Genomic DNA, 19676 nt, shown 5'->3' with positions numbered 1-19676 from the left:
TTTGAATGACTTGGGGATTTAAAAATCGATTAAATACAATTTTACCTGATGGTAGAGCGGTTATGTTAGCAATAGATCACGGCTACTTTTTAGGGCCAATTCACGGGCTAGAACAACCACTTGAAACAGTTAAAAACTTACTTCCTTATACAGACTCCCTCTTTTTAACACGCGGTGTACTTAGCTCCTGCATTCCTGAAAACTGCAGCACACCGATGGTTATGCGTGTATCCGGTGGCGCTACTGTCGTCGGTAAAGATTTAGCGAATGAAACAATTGTTACACCTGTGAAGGAAGCAGTGAAGCAAAACGCAATTGGCGTTGGCGTTTCTGTTTTTGTCGGATCAGACTATGAAACACAAACTGTTACAAATCTCGCAAATGTAGTTTCTGAAGCTCATGATTACGGCCTACCAGTACTCGGCATTACCGCAGTCGCAAAGGAATTACAAAAACGTGAAGCTCGCTTTCTAGCACTTGCTTCCCGCGTATGTGTTGAAATGGGTGCTGATATTATTAAAACGTATTACTGCGAAGGATTCGAAAAAATAACGAGCACATGCCCTGCCCCAGTCGTCATCGCGGGCGGCCCAAAACTAGATTCAATTGAAGACGCATTAAACATTACGTACAATGCATTGCAAGAAGGCGCTATCGGAGTAGACATGGGCCGAAACATATGGCAATCGGAGCACCCAGCTGCGATGATTCAAGCAATACATGGTATTGTGAAGAATAGATTGAATGTGAAAGAGGCGCTTGAACTTTATGATGATGTGAAGAATTAATGTAAAAAGACAGACTATTTATTAGTCTGTCTTTTTTACTTTACAGTGAAACTTTCTTAATTCGTCTTCTAATATGATACATACTTAAATTTTATACACCTTCAAATGATTACTCTTGGTGATTACTATTAAGCTTTGAAACTTTCTTACCTTCTCTATAATCAAGACAAGACACTTCAATTAATAAGCCATTAAATACTGTAAAATAAAAACCATAACTACTACCTCGCATCGAATAAGGTTCCTTATCTATTTCAATGCCGCCTGCTACTAAACGATTATACGCTTGATCAACTTCATTTGAAGTATCCACTAAAAAACCAATATGAAAAGCTTCCGGATACGTAACTTCCTTATTCCCTTTAAATGCTTTTGGATCACTTAGCACAAGTATAAATCCACTCTCATCACTCATAACTACAAGTGCTTTCCCTTTTTGTTCCAAAAATTGAAAATCAAAAAATGTTTCAAAGAAATGTCTCGCTTCTGATAAGTCATCAACACATAAATTTAAATGATTCAGCTTCATGTACTCATCTCCTTTTAAACAGAAGGGATATAGACTCATTTTCATAACCCTTAAATATGTAAGGCAAGATATTCAAGCGTTCCATCTAAGACTATGCTTTATAAGTCTAATATTTTTTTCTATATCCTAGAACATTTTTTTAATGAATGAAAGATTTCCTATCATTTACATCCCCCCAGTAATAAAAAAGAGGATACATGTTTGCTTCTACAACATGTATCCTCTACTTATATATTACGACTGTTGATAAGCCGATTTCGACGATTTCACATAATAAACTGCGTGATCCACATTAATAATATGATCTGGTTTTGGTTTACCACGGCCTGCTCTATGTCCAGCTAAGTGTTCTTCACTTGTTTCCCAGTTTTTCCATGCTTCTTCAGATTCCCAGCGAATCATTACGACAACTTCTTCGTCGCCGCGTCTTACTTTTTTCACGAGAACACTTAAATCGATAAAGCCTTCAAATTTTTCAATAATACCTTCTCCAGTGAAACGTTCTACAACTATATTTGATGTACCTTCTTTTACTGTAAATGTTTTCGTTTCGATAAACATATATCCCACTCCCTCTTTGTAATACGAATACTAGTATGCTTCTATTATAATTGATTATGATAATTATTTTCAATTGTAAAGTTTTAATTTTTTGAATTATGCTGATTTCTTTTCTATCGCCTCATCTAAAAATTTGAAATACGGAAGTAACATTCCTATTAAAGAGGTAACACATATAATTGCACCGATGATTACATATAGTGCTCTTACTCCCCACATTTCACTTAATATTCCCCCTACTAACACACCTAATGGCATAGCGGATCGTATAAAAAATAAACGCACTGAAAATACTTGTCCTATCATATTATTTTGGACGGTTTGTTGGCATATTGTCGTGTTATGAACATTGAAAAATGCAATACAAATCCCTGCTATTACTTCAATTATTATTGCAATGATAATACTATGATTGAATCCTAATGAAATGTATGTGAGTCCCCCTATAAACAATCCTCCAAGCATAAGTATACGCCGGCTTTTATATGTTACTTTTCCGACTAATACTGAGCCAATTACGTAGCCAAGTGGAAAACCTGCCATGAAATAACCGTACTCTGCATATCCCGCTGACAGCTCGTCTTTTATATAAGGAAGATTTGTGACCATCGTTACCCCTACTCCAAACTGCACGAAAGTAAGAAATATACCGAGCCAAACGATGATTGGTTTTGTGAAAAAATATGTAAAACCGTGAAGAAATTGTTCTAGCCACGTTTTCCGAATAGGTTGCGACGTTCTAATTTCTTTTATATAAAATAAGAAAGTGCCACTAACAAATAAACATATGCATACGAAAGATAATGTAAGTTCTGTTCCAATGAAATGAATTACTACTCCACCTAATACTGGCGCAAGAAACATCATGAGACGAGTCATTCCATCAATATACGCATTTGCGTCTTGATGTTGTTCTTTACTTACAATGCTCGGTGTAATTGCCTGACTCGCAGGTGTATAAAGAGGTGTAATAAGTCCCACTACAATTTGAACAACATAAATATGCCAAACTTCTATACTACCTGTAACTAGCATCATCAAAGGTAATAAGAATACGGATGATCGTATCCATTGTGAAAAAATCATAATCCACTTTCGGCTCCATTTATCAATAAATGGGCCACTTATTAATTGCAGTATGAGTGATGGGATGAAATATAATAGCCACATACTACTTAAAGCCATTTCCGATCCTGTTAACTCATATACTAGAATTGAATTACATAACGTTCCGAAAGCCCCTCCTAATTCTGAGATTGCACTACCAATCCACATAAAAAAGAAAGAACGATTTTTCAATACACTCTTCACTATAGCTCACCAACTTTTCTCTTAAATTCCTCCCTTTATGTACATTCTCGTTGTAAATTATCTATTTAAAAATACATCTAATTCTTTCGCTAACGACTGCACTGCTTTCTTCCTTAATACATACTTTCCGTCATGTATATCAACTAACTTCGCTGCACGTAACAATTTCAAATGATGGTGTACTGTCGATTTACCAAGCTGCAATCTTTCCGTTATTTCCTGTAAAGTACGTTCTTTTTCAAACAACATTTTTATAATTCGCAATCTCGCCTCATCCCCAAGAGCCTTATGTTTTTGAACTAAAAAATAATTCGGCTCATACGGATCTTCGGGATGAATGCTTTCATTCGCAACTGGATAATGAAATACTTTCGTATCTTCAATATCTGCTTCAATATTCCACGGTCTGTACGTCATTTGCGGAATAAGAAGTACGTGATGAACACTTGGCTCTGGCATATAGTTCACTCCGCCAGTCGCCCACTCGACAAACTCTTCCGGTTTCATCTTTTTATTCATTTCATTTTTTGCTTCATAATCTCGTTTTAATATAGAAAGTATTTCTTCTTCCTCTTTCTTAATTATGCTCTCATACCAACCTGTCATTACAGTGATTAAATGAGATTTCAGCACTTGTACATCTACATCACATATAAAGCTAATATAAGTAGAAAAAAACGGATGATCCTGCGTTAATTCCTTTAGTTCATGTATTGCAGTTACATCTCTACTTGCGGCTAAACGTCTTTTCTCTTCATACTTCTCCCCTAAAAACGGTAAACATATAAATTTCAAATCTTCTTCTGAAAGTAAATCAATTTTAAAATTAAACTGCGATAACTCTTGAAAATCCTCTTCATACAATAACTGAAGCAATGCTTTCCACGTATTATGTTCTTCTACAAACTGCAAGTGTTCTTCCATCTCATCTGTTAATGATTGTCTAATTCCTTTCCATTCACTTTCAGTCTTTTCAAGAGTATCAATTAACCTTTTATGAGTAATTGCTGCAATGCCAAGTGCACATTCGAAAAGTATCGAATATTTCACCTGAACGTTGTATGTTTCCCTCTTTTTACTCTTTATGTGATAGACCTCCATTTTTATCCCCTCCTTGTTTGCTATGTATTAAATTCTATTTTTATCGAATTTTACCTTCTATTCTTTTAGAATTTACAAAAATATAAATTAAACCACATTCATTCTAAATTAAGAAGAATAAGAGCTTTTTTATATACAAATAATAAAGCTCAAGGAGTGGTTGACATGCATTTCATATTAAATATGTTAGGGATTTTCGTTGTCATATTAATCGTTTTCTTATGTTCGCCTAATAAAAAACATATAAAATGGAGACCAATTGTAATTCTCATCATATTGGAGCTTTTTATTACGTGGTTTATGTTAGGCACAAAGCTAGGCAGTATTATCATTAATAAAATAGCGTCATTTTTCAGTTGGCTACTGGCATGCGCGAACGAAGGTATTCGATTTGCATTTCCTTCCGCTATGGACAGTCCACACATTGATTTCTTCTTTAGTGCATTACTTCCTATCATTTTTGTTATTACTTTTTTCGATATTCTATCTTATTTCGGAATCTTAACTTGGATTATTGATAAAGTAGGTGCAGTTATTTCAAAGATTTCTCGTTTGCCAAAGTTAGAAAGTTTCTTTTCCATTCAAATGATGTTTTTAGGGAACACCGAAGCACTTGCAGTTGTTCGTGATCAATTATCTGTTTTAAAAGAAAATCGATTATTAACTTTTGGAATTATGAGTATGAGTAGCGTTAGCGGATCCATTCTTGGCGCTTATTTATCAATGGTTCCAGCAACATATATTTTCAGTGCAATCCCATTAAACTGTATTAACGCATTAATTTTAGCCAATGTATTAAATCCTGTGGAAGTTTCGAAAGAAGAAGACGTTGTTTACACACCTTCCAAACATGAAAAAAAGGATTTCTTTTCTACTATTTCAAACAGTATGTTAGTCGGGATGAATATGGTTATCGTTATTTTAGCCATGGTAATTGGATATGTAGCTTTAACAGCATGTTTAAATGGGATTTTAGGCTTTTTTGTAACGGGGTTAACAATTCAAAAAATCTTCTCCATTATCTTTAGTCCTTTTGCATTTTTACTCGGTTTATCAGGCAGTGATGCTATGTACGTAGCTGAATTAATGGGGATCAAAATAACGACGAATGAATTTGTTGCAATGATGGATTTAAAATCAAACTTAAAGTCGCTACAACCGCATACGGTTGCGGTTGCAACGACATTTCTAGCTTCTTTTGCTAACTTTAGTACAGTAGGTATGATTTACGGAACTTACAATTCATTATTTGGCGGAGAAAAATCATCAGTCATCGGTAAAAATGTTTGGAAGCTTCTTGTTAGCGGGATGGCTGTTTCTTTATTAAGTGCTATGCTCGTTGGGCTATTTGTATGGTAAATAATTTTTATAATAAAAGACACTCAGGCCAATTGAGTGTCTTTTATTATTATTTTCGAATTTGTCCATTTCCACGAATCACATATTTTGTAGAAGTTAATGCTGGAAGCCCCATTGGTCCTCTTACGTGTAACTTTTGTGTACTGATACCAATTTCCGCTCCGAATCCAAATTCGGATCCATCTGTAAAACGAGTCGATGCATTATGATAAAGTGCCGCGGCATCTACAGAAGTAAAAAACTTGCTGACGTTTTCCTCGTTTTCAGTAATAATTGCTTCAGAATGCATAGATCCATACGTATTTATATGATGAATCGCTTCTTCAACAGTGGAAACCACTTTCACTGCTAGTGTAAGAGATAAAAATTCTGTCCCCCAGTCTTCTTCTGAAGCAAGTACAATTGAAGAATCCATTGCAAATGCTTTTTGATCACCACGTAGCTCCACGCCTCTACCCTTCAAAGAAGAAAACAACTCGCTACCATATTTCTCTGCCCACTTCTCATGAAGAACAATCGTTTCAATCGCATTACATACAGATGGACGCTGCGTTTTTGCATTTATAATAATATCCAATGCCATTTGTTTATCCGCTGTTTCATCAATGAAAATATGACAATTTCCCGCACCTGTTTCAAGTACTGGAACAGACGCTTCTCTCACAACAGTATCGATTAATTGTTTGCCACCTCTTGGAATAAGAACGTCTAGATAATCCTTCATTGTAAACAACTGCTTTGCGCTATCTCGCGTTGTATCTTCTATAAGCTGGACGCTTTCTTGAGGTAAGCTTGTTTGTTTGAGCGCCCTGTGAATAACGGCAACGATCGCTTTATTAGAATGAATAGCAGAAGAACTACCACGTAATATGACTGCGTTTCCTGTTTTCAAACAAATTGTAGCAGCATCCACTGTTACATTCGGTCTTGCCTCATAAATCATCCCAACAACACCAAGTGGTACGCGCATTTCCTGAATAGATAGTCCATTTGGCCTTTCCCATGCACTTACACATTCTCCTACAGGATCACGTAATTCAATTAGCTGCTTAATCCCTTCTGTCATATCAACAATACGCTGTTCATTCAGCATAAGGCGATCAATGAGAGAATCAGAAAACCCTTTTGCCTTACCTTCTTCTATATCCCGTTTGTTTTCCTCTAAAATATAAGCTGTTTCACTTATTAATTGATTTGCAATTGCAGCAAGTGCTTCGTTTTTTTGATTTGTAGATTTTAGTACAAGTTCCCTAACAACCTCTTTTGCTTTTATCCCCTTTGCCAACACTTCATTCATTTTTATTTCCTCCTTTTTAAAGTGAAACCCAATGATCCCTATGGATGACTTCATAACTATGTCTCTCGCCTCTTACTTGAATATCTTGGCTTTGCATACCTTTTACATCTCTTAGTTCCTCTGCACTATATGTGCATTGTCCTTTTCCTATTACGCGCCCTTGTTGCGTTACAACCTCTACAACTTCACCCACTTGGAAAAATCCTGATACATTCGTAACACCAGCTGGAAGTAAACTCTTACCATGCTGAATGATGGCAGTAGCTGCCCCAGCATCTACTTCAATTTGTCCGCTAACAAGCGAATGCAAGGCAATCCATTGCTTGTTCATCTTCATTTCTTTTTGAGGAGCATTACCGACATACGTTCCGTCACCCTTACCCTTCAAAACATCTACAAACTTTTCCTGCCCACGTCCTGTTCCGATAAATACACTCACACCAAGAGAGAGTGCTGTCTTTGCAGCATCGATTTTTGATTTCATACCGCCAGTCCCAAGTTTTGAGCCAGCATCTCCTGCAAGAGAAGAAATTTCTTCCGTAACTTCAGGAAGAAAATAATATTTTTTTGCATCCGCATTTTTCTGAGGATTTTTGTCATATAACCCGTTCACATCTGTAAAGATCATAAGCATATCCGCCGAAACAAGCCCGCTTACTAAAGCTGACAGCATATCATTATCACCGAACGTCAGCTCCTCTAAAGAGATGGAATCATTTTCATTAATAATTGGAAGAGCGGAACGGTTTAATAATTCTCCTAACGTAGCGTAAGCATTACTATACTGTTCTTTTCTAGAAAAATCACTTCTCGTCAACAAAAGTTGCGCAGTAACGATGCCATATTTACGGAATTCCTCCGTGTACGCCTGCATTAACAAACTTTGTCCGACAGCTGCTGCAGCCTGTTTCCCTTTAATCGTTACAGGTCTGCTAGGATATCCTAGCGCTGAAAACCCTGCAGCAACGGCTCCAGATGTAATTAACACAACCTCGTGCCCATCAGCTTTCAACCGAGCCAATGCGGCAACGTGATCTGAAAGCTGTTCTGTAGAGATGCCTACATGACTATCTGCCAAGGAACTACTTCCAATCTTTACAACAATTCGTTGTTTTTTCACTTTTTTATCCCCCAAGTCTAAAATCAAAGTTTTTATAATTTACACTTCATTCACTTTGCAACTATATCTATTCTCATCAATGCTGCACTGAATTATTTAAGAGCAAAATAAAAATGACCGCTTCGCCCTTAATAAAATAAAAAGGACGAAACGGTCATTGTTCCGCGGTACCACCTTAATTGATATACATAGATATCCACTTGGTGCCTATAACGCAGGCGAACGCCTAAACTTTCATTTAAGACTCAGGGATAGGTTCGATACATTCTATACGAGGAATCTTTCAGCCGGTGAATTCCACTCTCTTTCGCAAGAAGACATATGTACTAATTCCCTTCAACGATTTTCGATCTAATTTTTTTATATTATGCGATATAGTTCGATTCGGTGTCAAGAGGTATCTTAAAAAATAAATAGAGCCACAAGTTACTTGTATGAAATTATTGCCCTACTGAATGAAAATACAAATTGATATAAGTTTAACTCCTATTCATAAACATAAAACCTTAAATTATAGTGTATATATTTACATAATGTCGAATATAATTAATTTTTATCTTTTAGTGTTGCAAAAAGGAATATATTCTCTTAGAATGTTTCTTTATATTGCACAGGGATGTTATTCTTATTCTAAGAAAATAATATCAAACCGATATAATTGATTATAAAAGGAGCAAGATTGAGTTATTATGGATAAACAAATTGGATTCATCGGTTGCGGAAATATGGGAATGGCTATGATTGGCGGAATGATAAACAAAAATATAGTGTCTTCAAATCAAATTATTTGTTCAGATTTAAACACTGCTAATTTAAAAAATGCTAGTGAAAAATATGGGCTAACTACAACTACCGACAACAATGAAGTAGCTAAAAATGCTGATATTTTAATTTTATCAATCAAACCAGACCTATACGCGTCAATAATTAATGAAATAAAAGAAGTAATCAAAAACGATGCTATCATCGTTACGATCGCTGCTGGGAAAAGTATTGAAAGTACTGAAAATGCCTTTAATAAAAAAGTAAAGGTTGTAAGGGTAATGCCTAATACTCCTGCTCTTGTTGGAGAAGGAATGTCTGCATTATGCCCGAATGAAATGGTGACAGAAAAAGATTTAGAAGATGTACTAAACATTTTCAATAGTTTTGGTCAAACAGAGATCGTAAGTGAAAAATTAATGGATGTTGTCACATCCGTAAGTGGTTCTTCACCAGCTTATGTATATATGATTATAGAAGCGATGGCAGATGCTGCTGTACTAGATGGTATGCCAAGAAATCAAGCATATAAATTCGCTGCTCAAGCTGTGTTAGGCTCTGCAAAAATGGTACTAGAAACAGGAATACATCCAGGTGAATTGAAAGATATGGTTTGTTCTCCTGGTGGAACGACAATAGAAGCTGTAGCAACATTAGAGGAAAAAGGATTACGAACAGCGATTATTTCAGCTATGCAACGTTGTACGCAAAAGTCTGTTGAACTATCTGGTCAAACTAAAAAATAAAACTATAAAAGAGATTACGTTAGCTATGAATTTACATAATTTTAATTAAAAATTCACTACATGATAAACGGCCAAACTCATATAAAATTGAGCTTGGCCGTTCCGCTTTTTAATTATATTAAAATAATTTAATTCAAATCTTCTTTAAAGGTTCTGTTTTATCCCTTACCTATTCCCTACTATGATTGTGTAATTTTATTAGAAACTAATAATTTTTCAATGCATTTCGGTAACATATCTATTAGTGTTTCAAATGCGTAGTTTACATCTAGACGTTCTGTCCATTGATGTGCATCTTTTCCTACCGGCCCCATATTTAATACTGGAACATCAAACTCTTCTAATTCCTGAAGCGGAATTGAATAACCTTTATCCCATAATGGCATATTGTCTACAAGCGAACTCATTGAATCCAGTGGATACTGCAAGCCTACATAGCTTAAATCTGAAATCCCCCCAAAATAATTTTGGTTTTCAAATGTAATCTTATGATTGTAGTGTGCATACTTTTCCATTTCTACAACTACCTCTTTTATTAAAGGATTGTTGCGTGAACTCACAGCTGGATAGTACGGAGGAGCGAAGAAAAGTACAATCATCGGTGCCTTTTCTTTACATAAAATCGCTAATTTATCTACTAAATCAATCGTTACCGCACGATCATCTTTATCTTCTCTATTTTTTATAATATTAGATTGAATATGATTTATTTTTTCTTGTCCATGTTGCTCAATTGCATATGTGATAAGCTCTTCATAAGTTAATACATTTACTTTGAGATTAGGTGGTATAAATGGATTATATTTAGAAAAACGATATGCATGTTTTTCATACGACTCTTCTATTTTCTCTGCTACTTTCGTTACTTTTTGACGTAACAATGAAACTACATCTGTCATTGATTTTTCTAATAAAAACAAATTAAATAATGTAACTGCACGATGCGGAATTTGTACAGAATAATCCTCTTTTAAGTCCCTTTGAAGTAAGTTAGTTGGCGGAGGACTCGCTTCCCCTTCTACAATGTCACAAAGGTCTGTGTTTAACTCTAATTCTGCTGTTATTAATGAGGCCATATAACTCCCATTTAAGCCTGCAAAAGGTTCACCTACATGTGTCTCTTTTCCATAGCAAAGAAAACCAGGTAACACTTTACCAATAGAGCCAGTGTAAATATACTTATTTTGGTCACCAGGATGTCTTGAAAACATAGGCTCTGAGTTTAAGACCGTTTTATAATCTAAGTTATGCTCTCTTGCTAAATCTAACAATCTCGGAACAGCCGCCCTCATCCCTATAGAATTCACTTCTTCATCTGGTACAGCCAATAAAAGAACATTCCCATCGAATCTTCCTTCACATGCTTGTTCAATCATTGCCATTTGTAATGCGAGGCCGCATTTCATATCCATTGTCCCTCTACCAAACAGCCATTCTCCATGTTCTATATCTTCACGTACATGGTCTGGAAGTTCATCTTTATGAGAATAAAACATAGATGTTAACTTTTTAGGATTAAATGCATCTTCTTTCCACACTCCGTAATCTTGTACATCTACAACATCAAAGTGACTTACTAGAATTACAGTATTTTTTGTACTATCGCTTTTCTTTACTAGTGCTGTAACAAAATATCGTCCGTCCCCTGTCGGATTTTTTTGTAAATGATGCGGGTTTTCTTTGAAGTACTGTAAATCAGATAACTGTTCCACAACAAAGTCTGGCAATATTACTTCAGCTTCTGAACCGGTAATACTAGGAATTTCAACAAGACCGCTTAATAATTGAATCAATTGTTCTTTTGATTGCCACTTTGACATATAAATCCCCCTATTTTTCCGCATTATGAAAACTAATTCCAGTATATGAATAAAAAAATGACGACAGCTATCAAAATTATAGTTCTGATGTACTGCCGATTTTTATTGATATTTCATGAGCCGCTTGTTTTACCTTGCTAATAAGAAAAGATAGTCGATCATCATTAATACGATGACTAATTAACCCAACACTTAATGCTCCTACTACTTTATGATTAAATCCGATAATAGGTGCAGCTACTGAAGCTGTCCCTTCTGTTTTTTCACCATAACTGACAGCATATCCTTCATTTTTTATTTGCTTTATTTGATTAAGAAGAATTTGCTTTTGTTCTGGTAATGAAGAAAGTAAATTTTCTACAATATGTTCCATTTCATTCGTTTTCATATTGGCAAGCATCGTTTTATTTGCGGCACCAATTGAAAGTGGAATTTGTTCCCCTAGATTATCGATAACTCGAATTTTTAAAGGACTATCAATTCTTTCAATGATAATAGAATGTGTTCCGTTTGGAATATTTAAATAGACACTTTCCTCCACTTCAGCAGCCAAACGTTTCATCACTTCTCTTGCAACAGATCTGTAGTCTACCTTCTCCAATTGACGTAACCCTATTTCCATCCACATTGGTCCAATTTTGTACTGTTTTGTCTCTGAAATTTGTGTAACTAACCCATGCTCCATTAAAGAGTTAAGTAATCTATGTACTGTACTAACCGGGAGATGTGTTCCATCAGCTATATCAGAAATAGCCCAATACTCTTTTTCATTTGTAGAATTCAATAATTTAATAATACTTATCGCTCGATCAATGGACTGTACCATAACTCGCCTCAACTTTACTCGTAATATGTTAGTATGCTTAATTAACTATCAATTTAGCAAACATTCGAAATGAAATCAATCTATTTATTTAATTTTCTAATAATAAAAACATATCACTAACAAAGAATTGAAAACGCAAACAAAAAAAATATTGACTTTTCTTTTTAATTATCTGAAAATTATAACAAGATTTCACATCACGGAATACATTCCATAATACGGAAAAACACCAAACTTTATTCTATCAACTATGAAAGTGAGGAAAACAATGGCGCAAGTAAGCAATACAAACAATGAATTAAAACGGACGATGAAAAGTAGACACTTATTCATGATTGCACTCGGTGGTGTGATTGGAACGGGGTTATTTAACGGATCTGGCTTTATTATAAGTCAAGCTGGACCTGGCGGATCCGTACTTGCCTTTATGGCCGGTGGATTATTAATGTATTTCGTTATGCTATGTCTTGGTGAACTTGCTGTAGCCATGCCTGTTTCAGGTTCTTTCCAGGAATATGCCACTAAGTTCATCAATCCTGCAACTGGCTTTACAATCGGATGGTTGTATTGGTTAAGCTGGGCGAATACGACTGGTCTTGAATTTACAACTGCCGGCATTACAATGCAGCGCTGGTTTCCTGATATTCCTGTTTGGGTTTGGTGTTTAATATTTGGCGTTACAATCTTCACTATTAACGCATTATCTGCTCGTAGTTATGCAGAAACAGAATTTTGGTTTTCAAGTATAAAAGTATCTGCCATTATCGCTTTCATTATTCTTGGCGGCGCCGCTATGTTCGGTTTTATTGATTTAAAAGGTGACGAACCCGCTCCGCTATTATCAAATTTCGTAAATCATGGTGGTTTATTCCCAAATGGACTTGCCGCTATTCTTTTAACAATGGTTACAGTCAACTATTCCTTCCAAGGTACAGAACTTGTTGGAATCGCAGCAGGTGAAAGTGAAGATCCAGCAAAAACTTTACCTCGTTCTATTAGAAATATTATATGGCGCACAATGTTTTTCTTCGTCTTAGCAATCTTTGTTCTTGTTGCTTTAATTCCTTGGGAAGAAGCTGGATTAACAAAGAGCCCATTCGTTGCTGTTTTTGATAATATCGGTATTCCATATGCAGCTGATATTATGAACTTTGTTATTCTTACTGCTGTTCTTTCTGTTGCAAACTCAGGACTATACGCTGCTACTCGAATGCTTTGGTCTTTATCAAAAAACGAAATGGCTCCAGCCTTTTTAAAGAAATTATCATCACGTGGGATTCCTCTCAACGCTTTAATCATGACGATAGCTATTTCTGCTTTTTCTCTTTTGACAAGCGTAGTAGCTGCTGAAACGGTTTACTTATGGCTCATTTCAATTTCCGGAGTCATTACCATTATTGTTTGGATGTCAATTTGTGTTTCTCAATTCTTTTTCCGCAAACATTATTTAGCAGACGGCGGAAAATTAGAAGACTTAAAATTTAAAACGCCACTTTATCCACTCGTACCAATTCTTGGTTTTGGATTGTATGGCATTATATTAATCAGTCTTATTTTTATCCCAGAACAACGACTTGGAATCTATTGCACTGTCCCATTTATCATCTTTTGCTACACTTACTATCACTTTAAAGTTAAGAAAAGAAATTCTACTAACACTCATAGTGAAACTAAAATTAGCGAGACTTCGTAATATTTGACGATACATAAAAGACCACACATGGCGTTTCACTTCATGTGTGGTCTTTTATCGTTCCTTCTCTCATTTCCCCCTACTATTGAAAGAATTATTTATAACACTTTAAGTTCTGGATTGCTCAGGTGAACTTTGGGTTGAAAAATGAGCATTTCTATACCTTTCCCGAAATTTCAAGTTCTGCTAATGATGTTGTAGAAAGTGTTAATGTAGTAAATACTATAATACTAACAATTACTATTTTTACTATTCATAAGTTGATAATTCTGCTTACTAATACTGTTTTGTTTTGATATATTTAATATATATTTAAAGACAGACAGGAGTTAGATACGATGATAAAAGGTTTTGGAGGAATATTTTGGAGAACTAAGAATCTTGAAGTTATAAAAAAATGGTACAGTGAAGTGTTGAAACTTGATATAGAAGATTGGAATGGAACTGTGATTAAACCCCAGTTAGGAAATGAGACAATCTTTTCTTTCTTTACAGAGAATGACAATTATTTTCCAAAAGAACAACAAGTGATGTTAAATTTCGAAGTACATAATCTAAACGAGACTATAAAGCATCTTGAGAATATTGGTGTACCTCTTGAGAAGAAAGAAGAAATCAGTGAATTTGGACAGTTTATTTGGATTAAGGATCCTGAAGGTCGATTGATCGAACTTTGGGAGAAATAGTGGATTCTACTTATTTACTATTAAGTTAACAGCTGCGTTAATACATCAAGGTAAATAAAAAAGTCGATTCCTTTAACTCCACAGGAAATCGATTTTTTTTGGAGTTAAACTTCTTAGCTTTGTAAATCCTCATTTTTCAAATTCTACCCTATGGCCACCAACTTAAAAACATAAAAAAACGCTATTCTTACGAAAAGAATAGCGTTTTTCATTATTTAAATATGATTTCATCTGAATTTAATAGATATATCCCCTCTCCTACAAAAGTAGTAGAGTGTTCATTTAAACACTTACTACCTCAGTGGGATTTATCACATTCCAATTTCAATATAATAGTAAATAGGTATATCGGATATAGATGTACATTACTAGGCTTATACATATTTCAACTTTAGAATTACATTCACTATTTAATTGGTAGTTACCCATAAAGAAAGGAATGATCATAATAATACAGAACATATACGAGACTCATTTACATGTAAGAAATTTAGAAAACGCAATAAATTTCTATCAAAACAAGCTAGGATTAACGTTAGCAAGAAAATTCTCCAAAAGAAGAGTGGCTTTCTTTTGGGTCGGAGAAAATAAACAACAAATGCTTGGACTATGGGAAGTACATAACATTGAAGACTTTGAGCCGAGACATTTTGCTTTTGGTGTAAATTTAGAGTCTTTAATGACTTCTAAAGCGTGGTTAGAGGAACGCGGAATAGAAGTGATAGGAAGTCAAGGAAAAGGAAATCAAGAGCCAATTGTCCAAAGGTGGATGCCCGCTGCAAGTGTATACTTTCTAGATTGTGATGGAAATAAATTAGAATTCATTTCTATGTTACATGAGAATCCAGATGAACTAGAATATGCATCCTATTTAAGTGTATGGAATACGGAACACCAAGAAAAATGAATGGAATTTTCGTTCAAGTCTTTTCTTATTTTTGGATATAATGTTGTACGATTCCCCTTTTGCTATTAATTTTCTTCGGATTTATGAACAGTTTTCGTAATGGAAAATTCATGATAACTCCATTTGTTAACATAGTGTATTTATTGTCATCTTATATTTGTACTTACGTACGAGCAATTCCTAATCTGCTTCAATTACAATTTGAATTATGTAAATTTTCTTCTTATCTGGCATCTACTCTTTAAACAAAAACTCCCCTTAAATCGAAAATGATTAAGGGGAGTTTTATATACGATGCAATTATAGTTCAGATTTCACTCGAACAGAAACATTATTTTTAATTATATTTTTGACATCTTTAAAGCTAACAAAATTGTTACTTTTCTCATCCCAAAGACGGAAACGTAGTGATTGTAAGCTTGTAGCAAGCGTAATCGTTGGTACATTTTTTAAAGGAAGCGTATTGTTGTGTGCCTCTTCTAATTTATAGTTAGGTACTCTTGGACTTAAGTGGTGAACATGATGGAATCCAATATTACCCGTTAGAAATTGCAAAATTTTTGGAAGTTTATAAAAAGAACTTCCCTCCACTGCCGCTTTCACATATTCCCACTCTTTATCTTCTTCAAAATAAGAATCCTCGAATGTGTGCTGTACGTAAAACAACCAAATACCTATTGAACCTGCTATTAAAAATATAGAACCATGTACTAAAAGAAACGATTGCCATCCAATTGCCCAGCAAAGCATTCCTATAATAGCAACGATTAAAATATTCGTTAAATATGTGTTCATACGTTCTTTTTTTCTAGCACCTTTTCGGTTAAATCTATTTTTAAGCAGGAAAACATAAATCGGGCCTAACCCAAACATAACGAATGGATTGCGATATAAACGATATGCTAAACGGAGTCTAAATGGTGCTGCTACATATTCATCTACTGTAAGCGTCCAAATATCTCCTGTACCCCTTTTATCCAAATTACCACTCGTAGCGTGGTGAATAGAATGCTCATGCCCCCACTGATCAAATGGGAATAATGTTAAAACACCCATACACGTTCCAACTATTCTATTTGCACGTCGACTTTTAAAAAACGAATAATGGGTGCAATCATGAAAAATAATGAAAATCCTTGTCATAAATCCAGCGGCTAACAGTGCTGGAACTAATGTTAACCAATAAGAAACTGACAAACTTTTATAAGCAAGGTACCATAAAATAATAAATGGCACGATTGTGTTGATCAGTTGCCAAACACTTTTTTTAATCGTTGATTTTTCAAAAGGAGCAACTTGTTTTTTTAAATTTTTAGTATTTTCTAAGGTCATTGTTCTAATTCCTTTCCTTTTTGTTGCTAATTCATATTATAACACACTATTAGTATCAGGTGTTAAAAGTAGCTATAATAAATATTTTATACTATGAAAATCTCTTTTTTCTTACTCATTACTTACAAATTTCTTACGTCCAAAATAGCTTCTATAATTGGACAGACGGAGCATTTTATGTATCAAAGAAACTTCGAATTTTTCCAATAAGTACATAAAAAAACAGAGAGTTTTTTCACAAGAAGAAAAGAGCTGTCATAAGTCAGTTTCACCGACTTGTGGCAGCTCCTCTTCGTTTTAACTTATTTTATCGATGAAGCCAAACCGCACCTGCAGACTTGTCTTCAGCTTGGCCTACTACTTCAAACTTCAGTCCTAGTTTCGGCAACTTACGTCCTGCATCAGGAATGATGCTGTTGATATATTGCTTAGAATCATCAAATTTCGCCACTCCTGGTAATCCTTTATAATCAAAAATACCGCGAGTTGGTGAATTTACTTTCCATGCTGGCGTTTGATCAAATGAGAATGCCGCATCGGCAATTTGATAACGCGTACTGCTCTTCACAGTAGGTTGTCCGTTTAATGTCCCTACAATTGCCTCTGGATGAGAATCTACTACTCCTAAGAACCCTTCACCTGGATGAACGCCTACCCAGTTATCTGTAAAGCTTTGATCCGCATACCATACAACCATTCCTGTATTAAATACTGGTCCACGTGCATGTTGTAACGCAGTGTCAGAACCAGCGTAATTTCTCCACTCTACATAGTAATTATGTTTTTTCTGTTCAAATCCGTTAGACACAGTAAAGCCTTTTAACGTCATTGCTGGCTGACCTTCCGCATCATCAGAGAAAACAACTTTTCCATCTACAGTTAAGGCTGCATTATCTAACGCAAATCCTTTATAAGCTACTGCAATATCTGTTAAGTACTCAAATTGCAGTTTTACTTTTTTTCCTTTGAATTGGCTTAGATCGTATGATTTATCAACCCATTTACCATCAGTTGTATCCGCGCCGCCTTTTACATCTTTTTCGCCCATTCTATCAATGCGTGTCTTCGTTCCATCTTCTGCAATCGCATATACGTCAAGGAAATCATACTTCGCTTCAAGTTCGTAAAATGCCTTATAATCGAACTTAGCATCCTTTGCATTTGTTAAGTCAAATACTGGCGTCTCAAGTGTTGTATGAATGTCATTTCCTTTTGTACTATAATAGAACTTCTTACCAAACGCCGATTCGATATTTTTTATATCTTTGTCCGGCAAGTTAACACGAACGATTCCAGGTCGTTTAGATTTTGTAGTACTTTGATCTACATATGTCGCAACACCGATGCCTTTGCTAAGTTTGTCATAATCTACTTCAAGGATATTCGCCCAATTCCCCTTCATATTCTTTTGGAAAAACTCTTTATTTTGTGGTGAGAAACTCGTTGGCTCTGTTCCTGCAATTTTTCCAGCCCAGCTACCACCACTCATAATAGACCATGACTCAACAGGTTCACCTTGTCCTGAGTACTTTGTGTCATATTCATCTGGTAAGCCTAAATCATGGCCATACTCATGTGCAAACACACCAACCGCTCCGTCTTCAGGCTCGATTGTATAATCGTATGCAGCCATCTTTCCGCCCCAGTTCGAAACAGAAGATTTCGTGCCATCAATTGCATATGGTTTTGAACCGAGTTTTGAACGATGTGACCAAATCGCATCATCTTTCAATTTACCGCCGCCAGCTTCTTGACCAACGCCAGCATGTACAACCATTAAATGATCAATAATTCCATCTGGCTCATTTTTATTTCCATCACCATCTTGATCGTATTGATCAAATTGGTCATAGTCTGCTAAATTGATTCCTTTTGCTACCGCTGCTTTTAATGCTTCTTTCACAAAATCTTTTGGTCCTAAAGGCCCCTTGTTATCATGACCAGTACCCGCATCAGCACCATAATCTGATGCTTTTCCTGGAACAGTAAGCCATTCTGTTACAGTCCCATCAACTGTATAGCTACCACCAGATTGTTCTTCATAATATTGCTTAAATGTGTTAATCTTCGATCCATCAAATAAAGTGAATGGTTCATCACCAAATAACATTTTTTGATAATGTTCACGATTAAAGTCCTTAGAATACATGTATCCTGGCTCTTGATCAATATTGTTATGCTTAAAATCGCTAAATTCTACAAGTAAAACAAGTACTTTATCTTTTCGAACAGCTCCATTGTATTCTTCTTGCTTCGCTGATGTAGTAGGTACTTTTCCATTTAATTTCCCTGGATTTAATGCTGCACCTTGTCCAGCTACTGGGCCTACTTCAGGCTGCTGTGCCTGTTCATTTTCCTTCATTTTTGCATCTTTTACTTTTTTCATAAAATCAGAAGCTTCTTGTGTAAGACTATCTCCTGTTAAGATTTCTTTCCCAGGGTTTTCCCCTTTCTTTTTCTCAACATATTTTTCGACAGCTTTTGACGTCTCAGCTTGTGATGCAGATTGATCAATTACCCCCCGTTGTTTTAGCGCTTCTGCCAAACGCTCCTCCGGTATTAAGTGCTCATCTATTGGTAGAGATGATGTTGGTGTCTCAGCATACGCTGCGTGACCTCCAAAAGCAAACGTACTACTTAGTACCGCTGCTGTTGTTAATACCGCTAATGGTTTTAATTTCTTTTTCTTTTTCAATGTATTTCCTCCCCAGTGTCTGCAAATTATCGTTTTTTGCCGATAACAACATAATATTCATTATAATACGAATATTCAATCTTTTTCAACAAATAAAATGTTGAGAAATATTTTTTTATGCAGAGTGAAATACAAAAGATAGA

The 19676-nt window shown here is 35.3% G+C and carries 16 protein-coding genes and 1 other annotated feature; of the genes, 6 read left to right on the top strand and 10 right to left on the bottom strand.

The genetic code is table 11. The features are described 5' to 3' along the window. The first annotated feature begins 5 nt into the window (after positions 1 to 5). Positions 6 to 788 carry a 3-hydroxy-5-phosphonooxypentane-2,4-dione thiolase gene (gene lsrF / locus MRP26_RS19990; RefSeq protein ID WP_000219785.1) on the top strand — a complete coding sequence of 261 codons (783 nt, stop codon included), beginning with the start codon at positions 6 to 8 and terminating at the stop codon, positions 786 to 788. Between the two features lie 109 nt (positions 789 to 897). On the opposite strand, the gene MRP26_RS19985 is transcribed toward lsrF, so the two are convergent. The 4 genes from MRP26_RS19985 to MRP26_RS19970 form a co-directional block, all read right to left on the bottom strand. Further along, on the bottom strand, positions 898 to 1317 hold the full coding sequence (locus MRP26_RS19985) for a VOC family protein (protein WP_000773084.1): 420 nt from the start codon (positions 1315 to 1317) through the stop codon (positions 898 to 900). A 234-nt stretch (positions 1318 to 1551) separates the two neighbouring features. Then, positions 1552 to 1878, bottom strand: coding sequence for a heme-degrading monooxygenase HmoA (hmoA, locus tag MRP26_RS19980; RefSeq protein WP_000469498.1), 327 nt, complete (start codon positions 1876 to 1878; stop codon positions 1552 to 1554). A gap of 96 nt (positions 1879 to 1974) precedes the next feature. Next, positions 1975 to 3189: an MFS transporter gene (locus MRP26_RS19975; RefSeq protein WP_346770927.1), complete on the bottom strand. Its 1215-nt coding sequence runs from the start codon at positions 3187 to 3189 to the stop codon at positions 1975 to 1977. Positions 3190 to 3246: 57 nt separating this feature from the next. Then, a complete protein-coding gene (locus MRP26_RS19970; protein ID WP_053564147.1) occupies positions 3247 to 4290 on the bottom strand; it encodes an ArsR/SmtB family transcription factor in 1044 nt (347 codons plus the stop codon). Positions 4291 to 4455: 165 nt separating this feature from the next. Between MRP26_RS19970 and MRP26_RS19965 the strand changes: the two genes are divergently transcribed. Continuing rightward, positions 4456 to 5649, top strand: a complete 1194-nt coding sequence (locus MRP26_RS19965) for a NupC/NupG family nucleoside CNT transporter (protein WP_000545482.1) — start codon at positions 4456 to 4458, stop codon at positions 5647 to 5649. A gap of 49 nt (positions 5650 to 5698) precedes the next feature. On the opposite strand, the gene MRP26_RS19960 is transcribed toward MRP26_RS19965, so the two are convergent. After that, the gene (locus MRP26_RS19960; protein WP_001006624.1) at positions 5699 to 6946 is read right to left on the bottom strand and encodes a glutamate-5-semialdehyde dehydrogenase; all 1248 of its coding nucleotides are present in this window, start codon (positions 6944 to 6946) and stop codon (positions 5699 to 5701) included. 16 nt (positions 6947 to 6962) lie between these two features. Next, the gene (gene proB, locus MRP26_RS19955) at positions 6963 to 8066 is read right to left on the bottom strand and encodes a glutamate 5-kinase (RefSeq protein WP_097822376.1); all 1104 of its coding nucleotides are present in this window, start codon (positions 8064 to 8066) and stop codon (positions 6963 to 6965) included. Between the two features lie 138 nt (positions 8067 to 8204). Further along, positions 8205 to 8415: a binding site (T-box leader), on the bottom strand. Between the two features lie 340 nt (positions 8416 to 8755). On the opposite strand from proB, the gene proC reads away from it, so the two are divergent. Beyond that, the gene (gene proC, locus MRP26_RS19950; protein WP_000360725.1) at positions 8756 to 9574 is read left to right on the top strand and encodes a pyrroline-5-carboxylate reductase; all 819 of its coding nucleotides are present in this window, start codon (positions 8756 to 8758) and stop codon (positions 9572 to 9574) included. Positions 9575 to 9753: 179 nt separating this feature from the next. On the opposite strand, the gene MRP26_RS19945 is transcribed toward proC, so the two are convergent. Both MRP26_RS19945 and MRP26_RS19940 read right to left on the bottom strand, forming a co-directional pair. Continuing rightward, entirely contained in the window at positions 9754 to 11418 is a 1665-nt protein-coding gene (locus MRP26_RS19945; RefSeq protein ID WP_003274521.1) for a M20/M25/M40 family metallo-hydrolase, read from the bottom strand. Positions 11419 to 11470: 52 nt separating this feature from the next. Next, positions 11471 to 12220, bottom strand: coding sequence for an IclR family transcriptional regulator (locus MRP26_RS19940; protein ID WP_000250751.1), 750 nt, complete (start codon positions 12218 to 12220; stop codon positions 11471 to 11473). A gap of 268 nt (positions 12221 to 12488) precedes the next feature. Between MRP26_RS19940 and MRP26_RS19935 the strand changes: the two genes are divergently transcribed. The 3 genes from MRP26_RS19935 (at position 12489) to MRP26_RS19925 (ending at position 15506) form a co-directional block, all read left to right on the top strand. After that, positions 12489 to 13913 carry an amino acid permease gene (locus MRP26_RS19935; protein ID WP_000079995.1) on the top strand — a complete coding sequence of 475 codons (1425 nt, stop codon included), beginning with the start codon at positions 12489 to 12491 and terminating at the stop codon, positions 13911 to 13913. A 338-nt stretch (positions 13914 to 14251) separates the two neighbouring features. After that, positions 14252 to 14599, top strand: coding sequence for a VOC family protein (locus MRP26_RS19930; protein WP_000589591.1), 348 nt, complete (start codon positions 14252 to 14254; stop codon positions 14597 to 14599). A gap of 448 nt (positions 14600 to 15047) precedes the next feature. After that, on the top strand, positions 15048 to 15506 hold the full coding sequence (locus MRP26_RS19925) for a VOC family protein (protein ID WP_242806704.1): 459 nt from the start codon (positions 15048 to 15050) through the stop codon (positions 15504 to 15506). Positions 15507 to 15806: 300 nt separating this feature from the next. Here the strand turns inward: MRP26_RS19925 and desA are convergent, their stop codons facing one another. Then, positions 15807 to 16838, bottom strand: a complete 1032-nt coding sequence (gene desA, locus MRP26_RS19920) for a Delta(5) desaturase DesA (RefSeq protein ID WP_106081960.1) — start codon at positions 16836 to 16838, stop codon at positions 15807 to 15809. 307 nt (positions 16839 to 17145) lie between these two features. Continuing rightward, entirely contained in the window at positions 17146 to 19533 is a 2388-nt protein-coding gene (locus tag MRP26_RS19915; protein ID WP_000727446.1) for an immune inhibitor A domain-containing protein, read from the bottom strand. Between the last annotated feature and the right edge of the window lie 143 nt (positions 19534 to 19676).

Source organism: Bacillus sp. CCB-MMP212, assembly GCF_022748145.1.
Taxonomy (GTDB): domain Bacteria; phylum Bacillota; class Bacilli; order Bacillales; family Bacillaceae_G; genus Bacillus_A; species Bacillus_A cereus.
The sequence above is the reverse complement of the archived record's forward strand: the minus strand, read 5'-3'. Positions and strand labels throughout refer to the sequence as shown.